The organism is Demequina sp. NBRC 110057, from assembly GCF_002090175.1.
Classification (GTDB): domain Bacteria; phylum Actinomycetota; class Actinomycetes; order Actinomycetales; family Demequinaceae; genus Demequina.
Genome location: NZ_BBRN01000005.1, coordinates 403794 through 423720, shown reverse-complemented (window position 1 = coordinate 423720; position 19927 = coordinate 403794). Strand labels below are relative to the sequence as shown.

Annotated in this window: 19 protein-coding genes; 15 read left to right on the top strand and 4 right to left on the bottom strand. The window is 70.9% G+C overall.

Annotation, left to right across the window (positions count from 1 at the left end):
* Window positions 1–162: 162 nt before the first annotated feature.
* Genes ftsH through B7K26_RS10405 form a run of 5 tightly spaced genes read left to right on the top strand, consistent with a single transcriptional unit; the run spans window position 163 to window position 5127 of the window.
* Window positions 163–2223 (top strand): ATP-dependent zinc metalloprotease FtsH, encoded by a 2061-nt coding sequence (ftsH, locus tag B7K26_RS10425; protein WP_084079115.1) that lies wholly within the window; start codon window positions 163–165, stop codon window positions 2221–2223.
* A complete protein-coding gene (gene folE, locus B7K26_RS10420; RefSeq protein ID WP_084079114.1) occupies window positions 2220–2786 on the top strand; it encodes a GTP cyclohydrolase I FolE in 567 nt (188 codons plus the stop codon). Before ftsH ends, folE begins: the two co-directional genes overlap by 4 nt.
* Window positions 2787–2790: 4 nt before the next feature.
* Window positions 2791–3606 carry a dihydropteroate synthase gene (folP, locus tag B7K26_RS10415; protein WP_084079113.1) on the top strand — a complete coding sequence of 272 codons (816 nt, stop codon included), beginning with the start codon at window positions 2791–2793 and terminating at the stop codon, window positions 3604–3606.
* 4 nt (window positions 3607–3610) lie between these two features.
* The gene (gene folK, locus B7K26_RS10410; RefSeq protein WP_084079112.1) at window positions 3611–4651 is read left to right on the top strand and encodes a 2-amino-4-hydroxy-6-hydroxymethyldihydropteridine diphosphokinase; all 1041 of its coding nucleotides are present in this window, start codon (window positions 3611–3613) and stop codon (window positions 4649–4651) included.
* Window positions 4652–4659: 8 nt separating this feature from the next.
* Window positions 4660–5127: a DUF3180 domain-containing protein gene (locus B7K26_RS10405; protein ID WP_159449670.1), complete on the top strand. Its 468-nt coding sequence runs from the start codon at window positions 4660–4662 to the stop codon at window positions 5125–5127.
* Window positions 5128–5286: 159 nt separating this feature from the next.
* On the opposite strand, the gene B7K26_RS10400 is transcribed toward B7K26_RS10405, so the two are convergent.
* From B7K26_RS10400 to B7K26_RS10385, 4 genes are all read right to left on the bottom strand, one after another.
* Window positions 5287–6834, bottom strand: coding sequence for an ABC transporter ATP-binding protein (locus B7K26_RS10400; protein WP_084079110.1), 1548 nt, complete (start codon window positions 6832–6834; stop codon window positions 5287–5289).
* 4 nt (window positions 6835–6838) lie between these two features.
* Entirely contained in the window at window positions 6839–7864 is a 1026-nt protein-coding gene (locus B7K26_RS10395) for a BMP family protein (RefSeq protein ID WP_143340647.1), read from the bottom strand.
* Window positions 7865–7988: 124 nt separating this feature from the next.
* Complete coding sequence (locus B7K26_RS10390; RefSeq protein ID WP_084079108.1) at window positions 7989–8921, bottom strand: ABC transporter permease; 933 nt, start codon at window positions 8919–8921, stop codon at window positions 7989–7991.
* Complete coding sequence (locus B7K26_RS10385; RefSeq protein WP_143340645.1) at window positions 8921–10066, bottom strand: ABC transporter permease; 1146 nt, start codon at window positions 10064–10066, stop codon at window positions 8921–8923. The genes B7K26_RS10390 and B7K26_RS10385 overlap by 1 nt, the downstream gene beginning before the upstream one ends.
* Before the next feature lie 150 nt (window positions 10067–10216).
* On the opposite strand from B7K26_RS10385, the gene B7K26_RS10380 reads away from it, so the two are divergent.
* The 10 genes from B7K26_RS10380 (at window position 10217) to B7K26_RS10335 (ending at window position 19896) form a co-directional block, all read left to right on the top strand.
* Window positions 10217–10696 carry a PH domain-containing protein gene (locus tag B7K26_RS10380; protein ID WP_084079106.1) on the top strand — a complete coding sequence of 160 codons (480 nt, stop codon included), beginning with the start codon at window positions 10217–10219 and terminating at the stop codon, window positions 10694–10696.
* Window positions 10696–12378, top strand: coding sequence for a PH domain-containing protein (locus B7K26_RS10375; RefSeq protein WP_084079105.1), 1683 nt, complete (start codon window positions 10696–10698; stop codon window positions 12376–12378). The genes B7K26_RS10380 and B7K26_RS10375 overlap by 1 nt, the downstream gene beginning before the upstream one ends.
* Complete coding sequence (locus tag B7K26_RS10370; protein ID WP_084079104.1) at window positions 12375–13268, top strand: Rossmann-like and DUF2520 domain-containing protein; 894 nt, start codon at window positions 12375–12377, stop codon at window positions 13266–13268. The genes B7K26_RS10375 and B7K26_RS10370 overlap by 4 nt, the downstream gene beginning before the upstream one ends.
* 112 nt (window positions 13269–13380) lie before the next feature.
* Window positions 13381–14244 (top strand): pantoate--beta-alanine ligase, encoded by an 864-nt coding sequence (panC, locus tag B7K26_RS10365; RefSeq protein WP_084079103.1) that lies wholly within the window; start codon window positions 13381–13383, stop codon window positions 14242–14244.
* Window positions 14241–14702 (top strand): aspartate 1-decarboxylase, encoded by a 462-nt coding sequence (gene panD / locus B7K26_RS10360; RefSeq protein WP_200811090.1) that lies wholly within the window; start codon window positions 14241–14243, stop codon window positions 14700–14702. Before panC ends, panD begins: the two co-directional genes overlap by 4 nt.
* Window positions 14703–14829: 127 nt before the next feature.
* On the top strand, window positions 14830–16521 hold the full coding sequence (locus tag B7K26_RS10355; protein WP_084079102.1) for an L-aspartate oxidase: 1692 nt from the start codon (window positions 14830–14832) through the stop codon (window positions 16519–16521).
* A gap of 53 nt (window positions 16522–16574) precedes the next feature.
* On the top strand, window positions 16575–17504 hold the full coding sequence (gene nadC, locus B7K26_RS10350) for a carboxylating nicotinate-nucleotide diphosphorylase (protein WP_234998783.1): 930 nt from the start codon (window positions 16575–16577) through the stop codon (window positions 17502–17504).
* A gap of 262 nt (window positions 17505–17766) precedes the next feature.
* Complete coding sequence (gene lysS / locus B7K26_RS10345) at window positions 17767–19230, top strand: lysine--tRNA ligase (protein WP_084079215.1); 1464 nt, start codon at window positions 17767–17769, stop codon at window positions 19228–19230.
* 1 nt (window position 19231) lies between these two features.
* Entirely contained in the window at window positions 19232–19417 is a 186-nt protein-coding gene (locus tag B7K26_RS10340; RefSeq protein WP_084079100.1) for a hypothetical protein, read from the top strand.
* Window positions 19418–19569: 152 nt separating this feature from the next.
* Complete coding sequence (locus B7K26_RS10335) at window positions 19570–19896, top strand: Lsr2 family protein (protein WP_084079099.1); 327 nt, start codon at window positions 19570–19572, stop codon at window positions 19894–19896.
* Window positions 19897–19927 lie beyond the last annotated feature (31 nt).

Here is a 19927-nt window from a genome sequence, read left to right as displayed (position 1 = left end):
GCATGGTGCGCGTGGGGCCGATGCGCCCACACTCGCGCCGCTCCCGTCCCACCAGCCCCAGGTGTGTGTTGAGCGGTACACGCCGGGTGGGGAAAGCCCGTGCAAAGCCCTCAGCGAAACCCTTCACAGGCACCCCACGCACTCGCGTAGTCTCGTACCACCATGAAGAATGCCCTCAGTCTTCGCCGCATCATCCCGCTGATCATCCTGGCCGTCGTGCTGGGCTGGCTCGTGTCTGGCCTCTTCTCGCCGCGCGTCCAGCAGATCGACACCTCGCAGGGCCTCGCGCTGCTGAATGCGGACCTGGTGGACCAGGCGAAGATGGTCGACGGCGACCAGCGCGTCGAGCTGGTGCTGATCGAGGACTTCGCGGACAAGCTCCCGGACGATGCCCCCGAGGAGTGGGCTGATTACCAGGACCGCGTCGAGTTTTTCTATGTTGCGCCGCAGGGCGAGCAGGTGGTCGACGCGATCACCGACGCCGACCCCGCCGGTGGCTACGACTCCGAGGTCCCCCAGACGTCGATCTGGACCTCCATCCTCTTCACGTTCCTCCCGATCCTGCTGCTGGTGGGCCTGTTCTGGTTCCTCATGTCGAGCATGCAGGGCGGCGGGGGCGGCCGTCTCATGCAGTTCGGCAAGTCGAAGGCGTCCATGGTCACGCCCGACACCCCCACGGTGAAGTTCGACGACGTGGCTGGCGTGGACGAGGCAGTCGACGAGCTGCGCGAGATCCAGGAGTTCCTGGAAAGCCCCGCCAAGTTCCAGGCAGTGGGTGCCAAGATCCCCAAGGGCGTGCTGCTGTACGGCCCTCCCGGCACCGGTAAGACCCTCCTCGCGCGCGCCGTCGCCGGCGAGGCTGGCGTGCCGTTCTTCCACATCTCCGGCTCCGACTTCGTCGAGATGTTCGTCGGTGTCGGCGCGAGCCGCGTCCGCGACCTCTTCGAGCAGGCCAAGAAGAACGCCCCGGCGATCATCTTCGTCGACGAGATCGATGCCGTCGGTCGCCACCGCGGCGCCGGCATGGGCGGCGGTCACGACGAGCGCGAGCAGACCCTCAACCAGATGCTTGTCGAGATGGACGGCTTCGACGCCACCACCAACGTCATCATCATCGCGGCGACCAACCGCCCCGACATCCTCGACCCCGCGCTGCTGCGCCCGGGCCGCTTCGACCGCCAGGTGGGCGTCGACGGGCCCGACCTGAAGGGCCGCCTCAAGGTCCTCGAGGTGCACTCGAAGGGCAAGCCGATGGCGCCCGAGGTCGACCTCGAGGCCATCGCCCGTCGCACCCCCGGCTTCACCGGCGCCGACCTCGCAAACGTCCTCAACGAGGCAGCCCTGCTGACGGCCCGCAAGGACGGCCAGCTGATCGGCCCCGAGGAGCTCGACGAGGCTATCGACCGCGTCATCGCCGGCCCGCAGAAGCGCACCCGCGTGATGAACGACCACGACAAGACGGTGACCGCGTACCACGAGGGCGGTCACGCTCTCGTGGCGGCCGCGATGAACCACACCGACCCCGTCACGAAGGTCACGATCCTTCCGCGAGGCCGGGCGCTGGGCTACACGATGGTCATGCCGCAGGAGGACCGCTACTCGAAGACGCGCAACCAGCTGCTCGACAACCTCGCGTACGCGATGGGTGGCCGCGTGGCGGAGGAGCTCGTATTCGGCGACCCGTCGACCGGCGCGTCCAACGACATCAGCCAGGCGACCGACACCGCCCGTCAGATGGTGACCGAGTACGGCATGTCCACGGACATCGGTTCGGTGCGCCTGGCCGGCAGCTCCGGCGAGGTCTTCATGGGCCGCGACATGGGCCACGGCCGCGACTACTCCGAGTCCAACGCCGCGATCGTGGACCGCGAGGTCCGCACGCTCATGGACAACGCGATGGCCGAGGCCACGAAGGCGCTGCAGAACAACCGCGCCATCCTCGACCGCCTCGCCGAGGAGCTCCTGGAGAAGGAGACCCTCAACGAGACCGAGCTCGCCGCGCTGTTCGCCGACGTCAAGAAGGTCGCCAAGCGCAAGCACTGGGTGAGCGGCGAGTGGGCCCCCAAGACGGCCCCGCGCAAGAAGCCGGTCACGGCCCCCGCGCCCCCGCTCGAGGAGCCCAAGGACACCGTCGGCGAGGAGCCGGTCGACGTCACTGACAGCACGGCCGATGCCGCCGCCGAGCCACGTACCGACGGCACCCCCGGCACTGACCAGGCATGACGGTGGATCACGCGCGCGCGGAGGCCGCCGTCCGTGAGCTGCTGCTCGCGATCGGCGAGGACCCGGAGCGCGACGGGCTCAAGGACACCCCCGGCCGCGTCGCGCGCGCCTACGAGGAGTTCTTCGCCGGCCTGAACCACGACGCGGGCGAGATCCTCAGCACCGTCTTCGAGCTGGGCCACGAGGAGATGATCCTCGTCAAGGACATCGAGCTGTACTCGATGTGCGAGCACCACCTGGTGCCCTTCCACGGGGTCGCCCACGTGGCGTACATCCCGGGTGAGGACGGCCGCATCACCGGACTGAGTAAGTTGGCTCGCTTGGTGGAGATGTACGCGCGCCGCCCGCAGGTCCAGGAGCGCCTCACCACTCAGGTGGCCGATGCCCTGGTCAAGCACCTGGGTGCCCGTGGCGTCATTGTGGTGGTCGAGGCGGAGCACCTGTGCATGTCGATGCGCGGCATCCGCAAGCCCGGCTCCCGCACCGTCACGTCGGCGGTCCGCGGCATCATGCGCGACGGCGCCACGCGCGCGGAGGCGATGAGCCTCATCCTCGGGAGGTAATCCCATGACCCTCGTCATGGGGATCCTCAACGTCACCCCTGACAGCTTCAGCGACGGGGGGCGCTGGGACACGGCCGATGCCGCCATCGCCCAGGGCATTCGCCTCGCCGAACAGGGGGCGGACCTGGTGGACGTGGGCGGCGAGTCGACGCGGCCGGGCGCCCAGCGCGTGGAGCCCGACGAGGAGATCGCCCGCGTGGTGCCCGTGGTGCGGGCGCTGACCGAGCGCGGCATCGCGGTCTCGGTCGACACCATGCGCGCCGCGACGGCCGCCGCCTCGCTCGAGGCCGGCGCCACCCTCATCAACGACGTCTCCGGCGGCCTCGCCGACCCCGCCATGGTGGCGGTGGTGGCCGACGCCGGCTGCGACTACGTCGCCATGCACTGGCGCGCCCACTCGACCCAGATGGATGGCCTCGACCGCTACGACGACGTGGTCGCCGAGGTGCGCGACGAGCTCGCCGCGCGCGTCGACGCTCTCGCCGCCGCGGGCGTCGACCCGGCGCGGATCATCCTCGATCCCGGCCTCGGCTTCTCCAAGGTGGGGCCCTCCAACTGGCCGCTGCTGGCGGACATTCCCGGCTGGGCTGGCGACGCGCGCGTCCTCATCGGTGCGAGCCGCAAACGCTTCCTTGGTGCCGCCATCGAGCGGGAGGGGCGTGACGCATCGGCCGCCTCCAGGGACCACGCGACCACTGCCGTCACCACGCTCGCCGCGGAACGCGGCGCGTGGGCGGTCAGGGTGCACGATGCCGGGGCCGCGCGCGACGCCATCGCCGTGGTGTCCGCTTGGCAGAACGCCGATCACACGCAAGAGTGAGGACATGACTGTGCACATGCGCCCGTACGTCAAGGACGGCATCGAGCTGGACCAGATCTGCGTCGAGGGGATTCGCCTCGAGGGATTCCACGGCCTGTACCAGGCAGAACGGGAGACCGGGCAGCTCTTCTTCGCCGACGTGGTGGTGCACGTCAACACGCGCACCGCCGGCGCGAACGACGACCTCACGCGCTCGGTCAACTACTCGGCGGTGGCCGATGCTGTGGCGGACGTCCTGGGTGGCGAGCCGATCAATCTCATCGAGGCGGTGGCCGAGCGCATCGCGCGCGTGGTGCTGTCGCTCGAGAACGTCGAGTGTGTCGACGTCACCGTGCACAAGCCCCAGGCCCCGCTGCATGTGGAGTTCAAGGACGTCACCGTCACCATCCGCCGCGACCAGCGCGAGGGGTCGTTGTGGGCGGACAAGCGCATCGGCTCGTCGGCGGGGGAGTCGGACGACCCGCTCGACCCCGGTGCCGGTCCCGTGAACGACGGCATGGACGAGCGGCCGGGCCAGCCCCGCGGCGCCGTGGTGGCGCTCGGCGGCAACCTGGGTGAGGTCGAGCAGACCTTCCAGGCCGCGCTGAACGACCTTCACCGCATCCCCGGCGTCCGCGTGGTCGCCGTATCGCCGCTGGTGCGCTCGGTGCCCGAGGGTGGGCTCGCGCAGCCCGACTACCTCAACGGCGTCGCCCGCCTCGAGACCGCGCTGTCCCCGCGCGAGCTGCTGGGAGCGCTCATGGGCGTCGAGCTGGCCCACGGGCGCGAGCGCTCGGTGCCGAACGCCGCCCGCACTCTCGACCTCGACCTCATCCAGTACGACGGTGTGACGGGCGAGACGGAGGACCTTGTCCTTCCGCACCCGCGCGCGCACCTGCGTCGCTTCGTGCTTGAGCCCTGGGCCGCGCTCGAGCCGTCCGCTCGTCTCGAGCCGCACGGCGCGGTGGCCGACCTTGTCCGCCAGGCCGGCTTCGACGCCGCCACGCGCGTGGGCGACGGCTGGGCTCAGCCCGCCGGGGCATCGGCCGTCCCCACCACTCCGTAAGGGGCGCCGTGTCGCCACTGAACTGGCAGCGCCTCACCCTGGTGGGGCTCGTCGCGCTGGTGCTCGCGTGGCTCGTGTCGGCGTCGCTCGAGGGCTCGGGCACCACGCCGCCGCACGTGCCGTGGACCGCCGTCGCCTTCAGCCTCATCGCCGCCGTGTGCGCGTTGTGGTTCGGGTGGCAGGTGCGGCGCTTCCTCGCGGGCAAGAAGCCGGACCTGTCCGCCCTGCGCGCCGCACGCACCGTGGTGTTCGCGCAGGCCTGCTCGTACGCGGGAGCGGTGCTGACCGGCGCCTATGGCGGCTACGCGCTGGGGCTGCTCGACGACTGGTCGCACGGCCCGCGCCGCGAGGTCATCATCTCCGCACTGATCGCCGCGGGCGCCGCGCTGCTGTTGGTCATCGCCGGGCTGGTCTCGGAGCACTGGTGCAAGCACTCCGACGAGGACGACGACCGCGGCGAGGCCTCCCCGGCGTAGCGCCGGGCTCCAGTGCCTCCGCCCCCTCCGCCCCCTCCGCCACCCTCACTTTGAACCAGTAGGCGGGCCGACACGCCGTGCCAGCCACTGCATCGGCCCTCCGCACCGGCGTGTCGGGCCGCGAACCGGTTCAAAGTGTCGGAGGGGTGCCCCACACCCTCACGCGGCGTCGCGCGTCTCGCCCGCCATCATCAGCCCGATCTCCTGGGCGGTCGCCTCGCCGCGGGCCACCTCGCCCATGACGCGCCCCTCGAGCACCACGACGATGCGGTCGGACAGCGCCATCACCTCGTCGAGGTCCTCGGAGATCAGCAGGATCGCGGCACCCGCGCTGCGCTGCTCCAGCAGCCGCGCGTGGATGTACTCGGCCGCGCCGATGTCCACGCCGCGGGTGGGCTGCGCGACGAGCAGCACCTCGGCATCGGCGCTGAATTCGCGCGCGATGACCACCTTCTGGATGTTGCCGCCGGACAGGTGCCGGGTCTCGGTGTGGATCCCGGGCGTCTTCACCCGGTAGGACGCGACCAGCTCGCGCGAGTGAGCGTCGATCGCCCCAAAGTCCAGGAAGCCGCGCCGCGAGAACGGCGGCCGCGCGTGGTCCACCAGCATGAGGTTTTCGGCGACGGTGAACTCGCCGATCGCGCCGTCCTTCATGCGCTCTTCGGGGATATACGCGACCCCGTGGTCGCGCACCTGGCGCGGCCCGAGCCCCAGCAGGGGCCGCCCGTCGACAACAACCGCGCCAGAGGTCGCGCCCCGCAGCCCAAACACCGCATCGGCCAGCTCCCGCTGCCCGTTGCCGGAGACGCCGGCGATGCCCACAATCTCCCCGGCCCGCACGGTCAGCGACAGGTCGTCGACGGCGACGGTGCCGCGGTCGCCGGGCACGGTGAGCCCCTCGACGGTCAGTACAGGCGAGCCCGGCGACACCTCGGGAATCTCTCGCGTGAGCGACACGGGCCGCCCCACCATCATCTCGGCGAGCGCCTCGCGGCTGGTCTCCGAGGGGCGCGTGTGCCCTGACACCCGGCCGTCGCGCAGCACGGTGATCTCGTCGGAGATCTCCAGCACCTCTCCAAGCTTGTGCGAGATGAAGATCATTCCCACGCCATCGGCCCGCATCTGGCGCAGGGTGACGAACAGGTCGTCTACCTCGGGCGGCGTGAGGACAGCGGTGGGCTCGTCGAGCACTAGCAGGCGCGCGTCGCGATACAGCGCCTTGAGGATCTCCGCGCGCTGGCGCTCGCCCACGGACAGTTGCCACACCAGGGCGTCGGGGTCCACGGACAGGCCGTAGCGCTCGGAGACCTCGGCAAGCCGGCGCCGCACGGGCCGCATGTCGGCGAGGCCGCGCCTGCCGCCCATGCCGAGCGCCACGTTCTCGGCCACGGTCAGGGTGGGTACCAGCATGAAGTGCTGGTGGATCATGCCGATGCCCTTGGCGATCGCGTCGCTGGGCGAGGCGATCCCGGCGTCGTAGCCGTCGAGCAGGACGGAGCCCGCGTCGGGCCGGTACAGCCCGTACACGATCTTCATGAGCGTGGACTTGCCTGCCCCGTTCTCGCCGAGCAGGGTGACGATCTGGCCGGGCATGACCTTGAGGTCGATCCCGTCGTTCGCCACCACGCCGGGGAAGCGCTTGGTCACTCCCCGCAGCTCGAGCAGGGGCACGGCACCTGGGGTCCGCGCGGGCTCCGTCGTGCTCATCGGCTTACTCGATGCCCGTAGTCACGGAGCCGTCGGTGAGGCCGGCGATCGCCGTGTCGCCCAGCTCCTTGACGTCCGCGGGGAGGTCGAAGCCGTCGTTGTAGGCGATGGACAGGCCGCCGTTCTCGAGCGTCGCGGTGTAGACCTCGCCGCCAAGGTCGCCGCCCTCGATCGAGTCGAACAGCTCGCCGAGGAACGGGGTCCAGTCGTAGACCTGCGACGCGACCACGATGTCCGGGCCCAGCGAGGTCTGGTCGGACTGGGTGCCGAACCACGGCACTCCCGCCTCGACGGCGACGCCGGTGGCGCCCACGACCATCTGCGCGGAACCCGTGAGGACGTCCGCGCCGTTGCTGAGGTGCGCGGTGGCCGCCTCGCCCGCCAGCTTCACGTCGGAGAACGAGTCCGTGTAGGTCACGTTGGTCGCGATGGACGGGTCCTGGGCCGATGCCCCGGCCACGAAGCCGTCGACGTACAGTTTGGCGTCGCCCACCTCGACGGGGCCGATGACGCCGAGCGTGCCGGACTCCGACAGCGCCGCGGCCATCACGCCGAACGCGTAGCCGCCCTCGTCGGAGCGCACCGTGTACGACGACACGTTGGGGAGGTCGAAGGTGTCCGCCGCCGTGCCCCACGCGAAGGCGACGTCGGGGAACTCGGCCGCGATCTCCTGCACCGAGGAGCCGTACTGCGAGCCGTGAGCGAGCACCAGGTCGTAGCCGTCCTCGGCGTAGCCGCGGATCGCGGCGGCCGCGTCCTCGACCACGAACACCCCGTCCGTGACGTCGACGTCGAGCTCGCGCTCCTCGCCGATGGCGTTCAGCGAGTCGATCATCGACTGGGTGAAGGCGAGGTCGTTCGAGGCCGACGGGGCCACGACAGCGACCTTGAGGGGCTCTGCGTCGGCGCCGACGGCTGCCGCCGAGGACGAGGCCTCTGGCGTCTCCTCGTCGTCCGAGCCGGAGCTGCACGCGGTGGCGCCCAGCGCGACCGCCGTGGTGAGCGCCGCGAGGCGATAGATGTGCTTCATGTGTGTCTCCCTCTGTGGTGGTGAACCTGGTGGAACATCTGGTGCGGCCGATGCGGTGGTGGGGCTCCGTAGCCCGCCCGGCCCCGGCATCGGCCGCCTGGCTGGGCCGCGTGCGCCGGCCGCCTTAGGCGGCGCGGCTGAACGGCTGGGACAGTGCGGAGGGTGCCCGTGCCCGCCGGCTGACGGTGACGAGGACCACGATGGTGAGCAGTGCCGGCGCCATGGCCAGCAGGCTCGAGGCGGCGCCGGTGACGATGCCGACCGTCTTCAGCTGCAGCACCACGGCGGACACGACGCCGAACAGCAGCGCCCCGCTCATGACGCCCACGGCCTTCCAGGCCCCGAAGTAGACGAGGGCGACGGCGATGAAGCCCTGGCCCGCGGTGATGTTCTGCTGGAAGATGCCGGCCTCGAGGGCGATCGCGGCGCCGGCGAGGGCGGCGAGCGCGTTCGAGATGAGGATGGTGACGAGGCGGGTGCGGTTGACGCTGATGCCGAGCGTGTCGGCGGCCTCGGGGGTCTCGCCCACGGCGCGGATGTTGAGGCCGAAGGTGGTCTTGTTGATGACGAACCACACCACCGGCACCAGCAGGAAGGCCACGTAGACCAGCACGGTGTGGTTGAAGAACACCTCGCCGAGGATGGGGATGTCGCTGAGGAACGGGATGGGTGCGGACGGCAGCCCCTGGATGGGCAGCGGGGTGCCCACCAGCTTCTGGAACAGCAGGTCCGTGAAGCCCAGCCCGAACAGGTAGATGCCGATGCCGGAGATGCCCTGCTCGGCCTGCATCACCAGGGTGATGAACGCGTACAAGCCGCCCATGACCAGCCCGGCCGCCAGCGCGGCGGCGATGCCTGTCCCGATCTGCCCGGTCTGCAGCGTCGCGTAGTAGGCGGTGAAGGCGCCGATGAGCATGACGCCCTCGACGCCGAGGTTCAGCACGCCGCTGCGCTGACCGAGCGTCTCGCCGAGCGCCGCGAGCAGGAACGGCGCCGCGAAACGGATGCCTGCCGCGAGCGTCGCGACGATGATCGAGGTGGAGAAGAGGTCGTCCATCAGCGCTCCTCGGTCATGCGGTCGGCCCAGGCCTCGACCCGGGTGCGCAGCTTGAGGCTCGCGACGACGAAGATGACGATGATGCCGTTGAGCGCGATGATGAGCGCCGAGGGCACCTGCATGTCCCGCTGCATCTCGATGCCGCCGGTGAGCATGCCGCCAAAGAGGAACGAGGACAGGATCGAGAACAGCGGGTGAAGGCCGCCGAACAGCGCTGCCACGATCCCGTTGAAGCCCGCGCTCTGCGTGAAGGCGGCAGCGCCTCCCTCGCCGATGAGCCGATGCGACTGGCTGCCGAACACCAGCAGTGCCCCGGCCACGCCGGCGCAGGCCCCGGAGAAGGCCATGGCCTGCACGATGGACCTGGCGACCGGCATCCCCGCGTAGCGGGACGCATCGGGGTTGTGGCCCACGGCGCGCAGCCTCACGCCGAGCGTGCTGCGGAACAGCAGCAGGTAGCCCAGCACCGCGACGACGATCGCGATCACGACGCCCAGGTGCAGGCGGGTGTCGCCGGGGAGCATCGGCAGATCGGCGTTCTCTGACAGGCGCGCGGTCTGCTGGATGTGGCTGTCGCCCTCCTCCATCAGCAGATCCTGCAGCAGGAAGCTCAGCAGCTGGGCGGCGACGATATTAAGCATGATCGTCGAGAGGATCTCGGAGACGTTGTAGTACGCCTTGAGGGCTCCGGGGATCGCTCCCCAGATGCCTCCGCCCACCGCGCCGGCCAGGATGACCAGCGGCACCAGCAGGAGTGAGGGCAGGCCGGGCATCCACAGCGCGACGCAGGTCGCGGTGAGGGCGCCGACGATGATCTGCCCCTCGCCGCCGATGTTGATGACCCCGGCGCGGAAGGCGATGGTGATGCCGACCGCGACCAGCAGGATGGGCATCGACTTGATGGCGGTGTCCGCCAGCGCGTCGACCGAGCCGAACGCCCCCGTGAAGAGAGAGGCGTAGCCCTCGACGGGGTTGGCCCCCAGCGCGATGAGCATCACCGCGCCGATGACGAGGGCGGCGCCCGCGGCGAGCGCCGGCACTGCCAGCGCGGCGAGCGGGCGGACCAGGCGGCGCGGGACCGCCAGGCGTGGGCCGCGGGACGTGCGCGGTGGGTCTGGGGCGATCTGCTCGGGTGGTGCTGTCACGGCGAGCCCCCCTCTCTATCGGCCTATAGTCGGCGTCTGAACAGGGACGATGCTCGCAGTCGACGAATACCGCCGCGTGTCCGCTTGTTGTCGCGGACGTTAATTTCGTGACTGCGTCACCGCGCGCCCCCGCCTGGCACACTGGACGCCATGACCTGGTACGACCCCGACGGCGCCGACTGGACCTACGTCTCCACCAAGCTGATCCCCGCGCGGCTCATCACGTGGTGGCTCACGCTCGCACTGCCCCTTATCGGGCTCGTGGTGCTCGGCGTCCTCACCAGCCCGTGGGTGTTCACGGGCGCGGCTGCGCTGGTGCTCATCGGCGCGTGGGTGTCGTGGATCATCTACCGCCAGGTCACCGCGCATGCCTGGATCGAGCGCGACGAGGACCTCATCGTCAAGCGCGGCCGCCTGTGGCGCTCCGTCACCGTGGTGCCCTACGGCCGCATGCAGTACGTCGAGGTGGAGGCGGGGCCGCTCAACCGCGCGTTCGGCATCGCCAAGGTGCAACTGCACACCGCCTCTCCCGGCACCGACGCCTCCATCAGCGGCGTGCCCGAGGCCGAGGCGGCACGCCTGCGCGACCGCCTCTCGAGCCGCGGCGAGGCCCAGCTGGCGGGCCTGTGATGGACTCGCCCACGCCAGGGCCCGCGCCCGTCTATCGCGCCCCGCGCGAGTGGACGCGCCTGCATCCGGTCTCGCCGCTCATCGGCGGCTGGGCCGTCTTCGGCGTGGTCGCGTCCATCGCGCTGTACAACTACGCGCCCTCGTGGACCGGCCCCGACCCCGGCATCCAAGAGGCCGCGCACTGGCTGTGGCACTCGGTCCTGTGGGTCGTGGTGGGCGCGGTCATCCTCGTCGGCCTCGCCATGGGTTTCGGCTACCTGCAGTGGCGCGTGAGCGAGTATCGGCTGTCCGATGTCGCCGTCGAGCACCGCAAGGGCATCCTGTTCAAGCAGCACAAGCAGGCCCGCCTTGACCGCATCCAGGCGATCGACGTGGTGCAGCCGCTGCTGGCAAGGATCTTCGGTTTCGCGTCCCTCAAGATCGAGGTCGCCGGCGGCGAGAACTCCGGCATTGCCCTGGAGTACCTGCGCCTGGGCGACGCCGAGGCCATGCGCAACGAGCTCCTCGCGCTCGCGGCCGGCGTCAAGCGCGCCAAGGCCGAGGGCCGCGAGGCCACCGTGGACGCCGTCCTCACGGCCGATGCCGTCGCGGGGGCCGATGCCGCCGTCACCCCGGGTGACGGCTCAGCCATCCCCGGTGACGGCTCGGCCACCCTCGGCGACACCTCGCCGGGCGAGCCGGGAGACCAGGCCGCCTATGCATCGGCCGCCTCCCTGCGGGACCTCACCCGGGGGATGCCGCGCGGCGTCGCGGAGACCGCCGCGGCTCCCGAGCGCGAGGTGTTCGCGCTCGAGCTGGGCCGCCTGCTGCTGTCGATCGTGCTGTCGTGGCCGTTCCTGTGGATCTGCTCGCTGCCGGTGTGGATCGGCGTGGCGGTGTGGATCTTCCCCGTCGACATCAACCAGGTGGTGGCCGCCGCTGGCGCGTCGCTGTTCACGGTAGTGCCGGTGGTGTTCGGCCTGCTGGGCTACTTCTGGTCGCGCCTGACCACCGGCTACGGCTTCCGCGCGGCGATTTCGGAGGATGGGATTCGCCTGCGCCATGGCCTGCTCGAGACCCGCCGCCAGACCGTCCCGCCCGGCCGCGTGCAGGCCGTCCAGCTGCAGCAGTCGCTGCTGTGGCGACGCAAGGACTGGTGGCGCGTCACCATCAACGTGGCCGGATACCAGGACGATCAGGAGGCGGTCTCGACGCTGCTGCCCGTCGGCACGCGCCAGGAGGCGCTCACCGCGCTGTGGCTGGTGCTTCCCGACCTTGGCGACCCCGACCCCGCCGGCACCGTCTCGCTCGCGCTGTCCGGCACTGGTGCCGAGGGTGGCTTCACCGCCGCGACCACGCGCGCCCGCCTGTTCGACCCCCTGCAGTGGCGCCACCGCGGCGTGCGCGCCACCGACCGCGCACTGCTGATCCGGCGCGGCTGGCTGGTGCGCGACGTTTTCGTGGTGCCCCACGAGCGCACCCAGTCACTCGGACTCGAGCAGGGGCCGCTGCAGAAGGCGCGCGGCGTCGCGACCTTCACGGTGCACTCGACCAACGGGCCGGTGCGGCCCGTGGCGCAGCACCTCGACCTAGCCGACGCCGTTGCGCTCATGGAGGCGCAGGCCGTCCGCGCCGCGGAGGGACGCCGGCGCCAGACGCCCGAGCAGTGGATGACCGCCGTGGGCGTGAAGGAGGAGCAGTGACCAAACCCGGCCGCCTCAGCGTCGGCATCGTGGGAGCGGGGCGCGTGGGGGCGGTGCTCGGCGCTGCGCTGCGGCGCGCTGAGCATGACGTGGTCGCCGCGTCGGGGGTGTCCGAGGAGTCTCTCGCGCGCATCGACGCGCTGCTTCCCGGCGTCCCCGTGATGGATCCCGAGGCCGTCGTGCGCACCGCAGATCTGGTGCTGCTCACCGTGCCGGACGACTCGATCGCGGCCGTGTGTGCGGGACTTGCCTCCCTCGGCGCGTGGCGCGGCGGACAGATGGTGGTGCACACGTCCGGCCGGCTCGGCACGGAGGCGCTCGCGGACGCCCAGGGCGCCGGCGCCATGGCCCTCGCCATCCACCCGGCCATGACGTTCACGGGCACCTCGCTCGACCTCACCAGGATGACCGGCGCGGCCTTCGCGGTGTCCGGGCCCGCCCCGCTGCTGCCGATCGCCCAGGCGCTCGCGGTCGAGATGGGCGGAGAGCCATTCGTGCTCGACGACCGCGACCGTCCCGCGTATCACGCGGCGCTCGTCCACGGGGCGAATCACGTGGTGACGGCCGTGAGCCAGGCAGGCGGCATCCTCGCTCGTGTCGGCGTCGAGGAGCCGGGACGCGTGCTGGGACCGCTGGTGCACGCGTCGGTGGACGGCGCGCTCGGGGACGCCCCCGGGGCCGTCACCACGCTGACCGGCCCCGTGGTGCGCGGCGACGCCGGCACCGTAGCCGCCCACGTGGGCGCGCTGCGCGGTCAGGACGAGGCGCTCTTTTCCTACCGGGCCATGGCCAGGGCGACGGCCGACCTCGCGCTCTCCGGCGGGCGCATCGGCCCCGCGCAGTACGCCGACATCATCGCCGCGCTCGGCGCCGACGAGGACGGGCGCTAGGGCCTCCTTCCCCGCGCTGGAAGGAGGCTCGTGCCGGAATCAGCCCCGATCCCGGCACTGACCCCCTTGAGGGGCGTCGGGATACGCCCGGCGGGCGCGGGACAATGGACGCATGATCCTGACCAGGACCGCGGCCGAGCTGGCCGCCCTCCCGCGCGGCCGGCGCCGCGCGGTGGTGATGACGATGGGCGCGCTCCACGAGGGCCACCTGTCGCTGATTCGCCGCGCTCGCGAGCTGGGCGACCAGGTGGTCGTCACCATCTTCGTCAACCCCCTGCAGTTCGACGAGCAGGCCGACTACGACCGCTACCCCCGCACGCTCGAGGCCGACCTCGCCCTGCTGGAGCCGTTCGGCGTCGACGCCGTCTTCGCGCCCAGCGAGGCAGAGATGTACCCCGCGGGGGAGCCGACAGCGACGGTGAGCGCCGGCGTCATCGGCCGGGTGCTCGAGGGTGCCGCGCGCCCTGGTCACTTCGACGGTGTCGTGACCGTCGTGGCCAAGCTGCTGCACCTGACCGCGCCCGACGTCGCGGTGTTCGGCGCCAAGGACGCCCAGCAGGTCATCGCCGTGAACGCCCTGGTACGCGACCTGAACTTCCCTGTGGAGATCGCGACCGCGGCGACCGTCCGCGACGACGACGGCCTCGCGCGCTCGAGCCGTAACGTCTTTCTCAGCCCCGAGGAGCGGCACACCTCGCTCGGCCTCAGCCGCGCCCTGTTCGCTGCTCGCGACGCCGCCGAAGCCGGCCAGCCCCTGCCCGCCGTCATCGCGGCCGGGCGAGCCATCCTCGATGGCGACGACGGCATCGGCCTCGACTACTTCGCGGCGCTGAACCCGGCGGACGCGAGCGAGCTCGAGGGCGACTACCGTGGAGAGGTCGTGATCGCCGTCGCCGCCCGCGTCGGCGCCACCCGCCTCATCGACAACGTGACCACGCGCATCGGCTCCCCGAGCGCGGAAGGAGACTGGCGATGACCTCGCTGCAGCGCCCCATGATGATCTCGAAGATCCACCGGGCCACCGTGACCCAGGCTGACCTGCACTACGTGGGCTCGATCACCATCGACGCCACCCTGATGGAGCATGCCGACCTCCTGCCCGGCCAGCAGGTCGACGTCGTCGACGTCACCAACGGCGCCCGCCTCACCACCTACGCGATCCCCGGCGAGGCCGACGGCGGCGAGATCTGCATCAACGGCGCCGCCGCGCACCTGGTCAACCCGGGCGACCTCATCATCGTCATCGCGTACGGGATGCTGTCCGACGCGGAGGCGCGCACGTTCGAGCCCCACGTGGTGTTCGTGGACGGCGACAACCGCATCGTGTCCGAGTGCGACGACCCCGGCACGGTGCCCGAAGGCTCGGGACTCGAGCGCTCGGGCGTGCCGATCCACGGTTTCCGCGAAGAGGGCTGGGGCGCCTTCAAGCACTGACCGTCCTCACTGTGAACCAGTCCGCGCCGCGACACGCCGCTGCGGACGGCCGATGCGCGGGCTGGCTCGGCGTGTCGGCTCCCGCAGCGGTTCAAACGGTGGGGGAGCGCGCCGCTAGGTTGGGGCCATGACCTCCTTTGTGCGTCACCTCGCCGCGCCCGCGCCGGGTTGGACCATCACCGCGGACGTGATCGTGGTGGGCTCGGGCATCGCCGGCCTCACCGCCGCCCTCGAGTTGCGCACCAAAGTGGACCGCGTCCTGGTGGTCACCAAGGGCGTGCTGAGCTCGGGCTCGACGGTGTGGGCGCAGGGCGGCATCGCCGCGGCGCTCGACCCGGAGGACACCCCCGACGAGCACCTCGAGGACACCCTCGTCGCCGGCGCCGGCCTGTGTTCGCCCGATGCGGTGCGCACCCTCGTCACCGAGGGTCCGGACCGCGTGCGCGACCTCGTGGCCCGCGGCGCCCACTTCGACACCGGCCCCGACGGCGGCATCACCCTCTCGCGCGAGGGCGGCCACCACCGCGACAGGATCGCCCACGCGGGCGGCGACGCGACGGGTGCGGAGATCTCCCGCGCCCTCATCGCGCAGCTCGAGGCGGTGCGCAACGACCCCGGTATCGAGGTCATCGAGCACGCGATGGTGGTGGACCTCCTCACCGCCGCGCCCGACGGCGACGGCCGCCCGGGCCCGGTGTGCGGCGTCACGCTGCACATCATCGGCGAGGGCTCGCGCGACGGGGTCGGCGCCGCCCTGGCGAAGTCCGTGATCATGGCGACCGGCGGCATCGGCCAGGTGTTCCGCTCCTCGACTAACCCGGCAAGCTCCACCGGAGACGGCCTGGCCAGCGCCCTGCGCGCGGGCGCCGCTGTCGCCGACATCGAGTTCGTCCAGTTCCACCCCACCGTCCTGTGGCAGGGCGCCGGCGCCCGCGGCCAGCAGCCCCTCATCTCCGAGGCTGTGCGCGGCGAGGGCGCCTATTTGCTCAACGGCGCCGGCGAGCGCTTCATGGTCGCGCGCCACGAGATGGCCGAGCTTGCCCCGCGCGACGTGGTCTCCAAGGGGATCGTCGCCATGATGGAGGAGGAGGGAAGCGAGAACGTCTTCCTCGACTGCCGCCACCTGGGTTCGGGCTACCTCAGGGACCGTTTCCCCACCATCTGGGAGCGGCTCGCGGAGCGCGGCATCGACATGGCCCACGACCTCATCCCGGTGGCGCCAGCCCAGCACTATCACTCGGGCGGCATCCTCACCGACCTGCGCGGCCGCACCACCCAGCAGGGGCTCTACGCGATCGGCGAGGCGGCCTGCACCGGCGTGCACGGCGCCAACCGCCTTGCCTCCAACAGCCTGCTTGAGGGGCTCGTCTTCGGCGCGAGGGCGGCCGCCGATGCCGCCTCGACGGTGGCCGATGGCACGGTCACTCAGCGTGAGCCCGTGGACCGTCCGGGCCCGTCGGCCCTGGTACCCGCCACGATGCGGCCGCAGATTCAGTCCCTCGCGCACCGCGGCGCGGGTCCCGTGCGCGACGGCGCCGGGCTGGCGCGGGCGGGGGAGAAGCTCGCCGCGATCCGCGGCCGCTTCCACCACGACGGCGTGCCGGCCGGCCAGCCCCAGATCGCCGAATGGGAGACGTCGAACGTGCTCGCCAGCGCATCGGCCCTCGTAGCGGCCGCCGCCGCGCGCGAGGAGACCCGCGGCGGCCACCTGCGCACCGACTTCCCCGAGTCGGACGATGCCCGCTGGCGCGTCCGCCTCGCCACGCACCTCGACCCGGACGGTGACCTGCAGGTGCTGCGAGCGCCCCTCGCGCTGTGACCTAGGACCTCCGGGGGCGCACCGCGCGCCCGGCCGCGGCTACGCTAGTCGCCGTGAATCGCGAAGACATGGACGGCATCGTGCACCCCGAGGACCGTGACCAGACGCGTCCCCTGAGCGCCTCCTGGCTGGCAGGCGCCGTGGCGCAGGCGCTCGACGAGGACCTGGGCGACGAGCCGGGCCGCGACGTCACCACGCAGGCGACCATCGCCGCGACCGACCGCGTCTCGGGCCGCATCGTCATGCGCACCGAGGGCGTCCTCGCGGGCGCTCCGGTCATCAAGGAGACCCTCATCCAGGTCGCCGAGCGGCTCAGCCTTCCCCACCCGAGCGTCGAGCTTCACGCCGCCGACGGCGACCACCTCACGGCCGGCACTGCCGTCGCGACCATCGAGGGCCCCGGCCACGCGGTCCTCATCGCCGAGCGCACCATCCTCAACTTCCTGTCGCGCGCCACCGGCGTCGCGACGCACACCCGCCTGTGGGTCGATGTGCTCGACGGCACCGGCGCGCGCGTCCTCGACACCCGCAAGACCACCCCCGGCCTGCGCGAGCTGCAGAAGTACGCGGTGCGCATGGGCGGCGGCATCAACAAGCGCTTCGGCCTGTTCGACTGTGCCATGGTCAAGGACAACCACATCGTCGCGGCCGGCTCCATCACGGCGGCCGTCGAGGCCATCGGCCGCCGGTTCCCGCAGGTTCCCGTCCAGGTCGAGGTCGAGAACGAGGACCAGGCGCGCGAGGCCATCGCCGCCGGCGCCAGGTTCCTCATGCTCGACAACGTCGCCGTCGAGCCGCTGCGCGCGCTCGTCGAGGTCATCCGCGGGCTCGAGGACGAGGCCGGCCCCATCCGCCTCGAGGCCACCGGCGGGCTCACTCTCGCGACGGCCCGCGCGGTGGGCGAGACCGGCGTGGACTTCATGTCGGTGGGCGCGCTCACGCACTCGAGCCCCATCATCGACCTGGCGCTCGACCTCGACTGAGCCGGTCGGAGCCCGACTGGGCCCCCGCATCGGCCCGCGTCCCACCCCCACCTCGCCTTCCCTCCCGACAATCTGAACCAGTTTCGCCGCGCCACGCCGGGTCCAGTCGGCCGATGCGGTGGCGACCCCGGCGTGTCGGGTCCCGTTCCGGTTCAAAGTGAGGGGCGAGGAGTGCGCACGCGGGTCCCACTCGCGCGCCGGTAACCTAGAGGGCGTGACTGACGTGACTGACGCCCCCGTTGCCGACGACCTCCCCGAGCAGATGAAGGTTCGCCGCGCCAAGCGCGATCGCCTGATCGCCGAGGGCGGGCAGGCGTACCCGGTGTCCGTGGGGCGCACCCACGAGATCGCCGACGTGAAGGCCACCTATGCCGACCTCGAGGACGGCCAGGAGACCGAGGACGTCGTCGCCGTCGCCGGCCGCGTGGTGTTCGTGCGCAACACGGGCAAGCTGTGCTTCGCCTCCATCCAGGATGGCGCCGGCGAGCGCCTGCAGATCATGCTGAGCCTTGCCGAGGTGGGCGAGGACTCGCTTGCCGCCTTCAAGGCCGATGTCGACCTGGGCGACCACCTGTTCGCCAAGGGCCGCGCCATCAAGTCGCGCCGCGGCGAGGTGTCGGTGTTCGCGTCCGAGTGGGCCATCGCCGCGAAGGCGCTGCGCCCGCTGCCGGTGCTGCACAAGGAGCTGTCCGAGGAGTCCCGTGTGCGCCAGCGCTACGTGGACCTCATCGCCCGCCCTCTCGCGCGTGACACCGTCCGTCACCGCGCGGGCGTGATGCGGTCGCTGCGCGAGAGCCTGCATTCGCGGGGATTCATCGAGATCGAGACGCCGATGCTGCAGACGCAGCCCGGCGGCGCCGCCGCGCGTCCTTTCATTACGCACATGAATGCGTATGACATCGACCTTTACATGCGTATCGCCCCGGAACTGTTCCTCAAGCGTGCGGTGGTCGGAGGCGTGGAAAAGGTCTTCGAGATCAACCGCAACTTCCGTAATGAGGGTGCCGATTCCTCGCACTCGCCGGAATTCGCGATGATCGAGGCTTACGAGGCCTACGGCGATTACAACACCATGGCCACGCTCACGAAGGACATCATTCAGGGCGCCGCGAATGACGTGTTCGGCGGCACCGTCGTCACGCTCGCGGATGGCACCGAGTACGACCTGGGCGGCGACTGGGCCGAGCTCAGCATGTATGGCTCGCTGTCCGAGGCGCTGGGCGAGGAGGTCACCCCGGAGACCTCGGTCGAGCAGCTCCAGAAGTGGTGCGACGCCGTCGAGGTGTCGGTGGATCCCAAGCGCATCAACCACGGCAAGCTTGTCGAGGAGCTGTGGGAGCACTACTGGGGCGACAAGCTCCACGCCCCCACCTTCGTGCGCGACTTCCCCGTCGAGACGAGCCCGCTCACGCGTGATCACCGCTCGGTCGCGGGCGTCGTCGAGAAGTGGGACCTGTACGTGCGCGGCTTCGAGCTCGGCACGGCCTACTCGGAGCTCGTTGACCCCGTCATCCAGCGCGAACGCTTCGAGCAGCAGGCCCGCATGGCCGCGCAGGGCGACGACGAGGCGATGGTCCTCGATGAGGACTTCCTTACGGCCATGGAGTACGCGATGCCGCCGTCGGGCGGCATGGGTATGGGCATCGACCGCTTGCTGATGGCTCTCACCGGCCTCGGCATCCGCGAGACCATCACCTTCCCGCTCGTGAAGCCCGAGGGTGTCTGACATGTCCACGTGGCAGGCGGTCGCGGTCGGCATCATCCCGTCGATCGGCGTGGGGCTGCTGTTTTGGTTCGCCATGCGCGCCGTGGTGCGGGCGGACCGCAACGAGCGTCAGGCGCTCGCTCGCGAGGATGCGGCCGATGCCGCGGCGGCTGGGGACGCATCACCGACCGTCGATTCCCAGCGCTGAGAATACGCGGCGCTTATCGCGATATTTTCCCTCGACGGCCCCATTGGCGAAGACCAGCCTCATTTGATGTCGCTTTTTCTTGCGTGGAATAGTTGACGCGAGGATGTCCGTTATGTGACGCTTGGCAAACCTTCCATAGAAAAGGATTGCGAATGGCACAGAGGGTCAAGGTCGTACTCGTCGACGATATCGACGGCGGCGAGGCCAGCGAGACGGTCAGCTTCTCGCTTGATGGCGTTTCCTATGAGGTCGACCTTTCCGGCGATCACGCCAAGGAAATGCGTTCCGCATTCGAGCCGTGGACGTCCGTCGCTCGCAAGGTGTCGGCCCGTCGCGGCACCGCAGCCCGTGCGGGTTCTCCCCGCAAGGCCGGCGACACCGCGAAGATCCGCGCCTGGGCCAAGGACAACGGCTTCGACATCTCGGAGCGCGGACGCATCTCGACCGAGATCCGCGACGCCTACGCCGCGGCCAACTGAAAGATTCACCTCACTCGGCCCCGCCCCGGTC

Coding starts and splice junctions, on each gene's coding strand:
- B7K26_RS10335 (WP_084079099.1), top strand. CDS start 19,570: ATGGCACAGAGGGTCAAGGTCGTACTCGTCGACGATATCGACGGCGGC.
- B7K26_RS10355 (WP_084079102.1), top strand. CDS start 14,830: ATGACCTCCTTTGTGCGTCACCTCGCCGCGCCCGCGCCGGGTTGGACC.
- folK (WP_084079112.1), top strand. CDS start 3,611: ATGACTGTGCACATGCGCCCGTACGTCAAGGACGGCATCGAGCTGGAC.
- folP (WP_084079113.1), top strand. CDS start 2,791: ATGACCCTCGTCATGGGGATCCTCAACGTCACCCCTGACAGCTTCAGC.
- panC (WP_084079103.1), top strand. CDS start 13,381: ATGATCCTGACCAGGACCGCGGCCGAGCTGGCCGCCCTCCCGCGCGGC.
- B7K26_RS10395 (WP_143340647.1), bottom strand. CDS start 7,864: ATGAAGCACATCTATCGCCTCGCGGCGCTCACCACGGCGGTCGCGCTG.
- B7K26_RS10375 (WP_084079105.1), top strand. CDS start 10,696: ATGGACTCGCCCACGCCAGGGCCCGCGCCCGTCTATCGCGCCCCGCGC.
- B7K26_RS10390 (WP_084079108.1), bottom strand. CDS start 8,921: ATGGACGACCTCTTCTCCACCTCGATCATCGTCGCGACGCTCGCGGCA.
- B7K26_RS10380 (WP_084079106.1), top strand. CDS start 10,217: ATGACCTGGTACGACCCCGACGGCGCCGACTGGACCTACGTCTCCACC.
- B7K26_RS10400 (WP_084079110.1), bottom strand. CDS start 6,834: ATGAGCACGACGGAGCCCGCGCGGACCCCAGGTGCCGTGCCCCTGCTC.
- lysS (WP_084079215.1), top strand. CDS start 17,767: ATGAAGGTTCGCCGCGCCAAGCGCGATCGCCTGATCGCCGAGGGCGGG.
- B7K26_RS10340 (WP_084079100.1), top strand. CDS start 19,232: ATGTCCACGTGGCAGGCGGTCGCGGTCGGCATCATCCCGTCGATCGGC.
- panD (WP_200811090.1), top strand. CDS start 14,241: ATGACCTCGCTGCAGCGCCCCATGATGATCTCGAAGATCCACCGGGCC.
- ftsH (WP_084079115.1), top strand. CDS start 163: ATGAAGAATGCCCTCAGTCTTCGCCGCATCATCCCGCTGATCATCCTG.
- folE (WP_084079114.1), top strand. CDS start 2,220: ATGACGGTGGATCACGCGCGCGCGGAGGCCGCCGTCCGTGAGCTGCTG.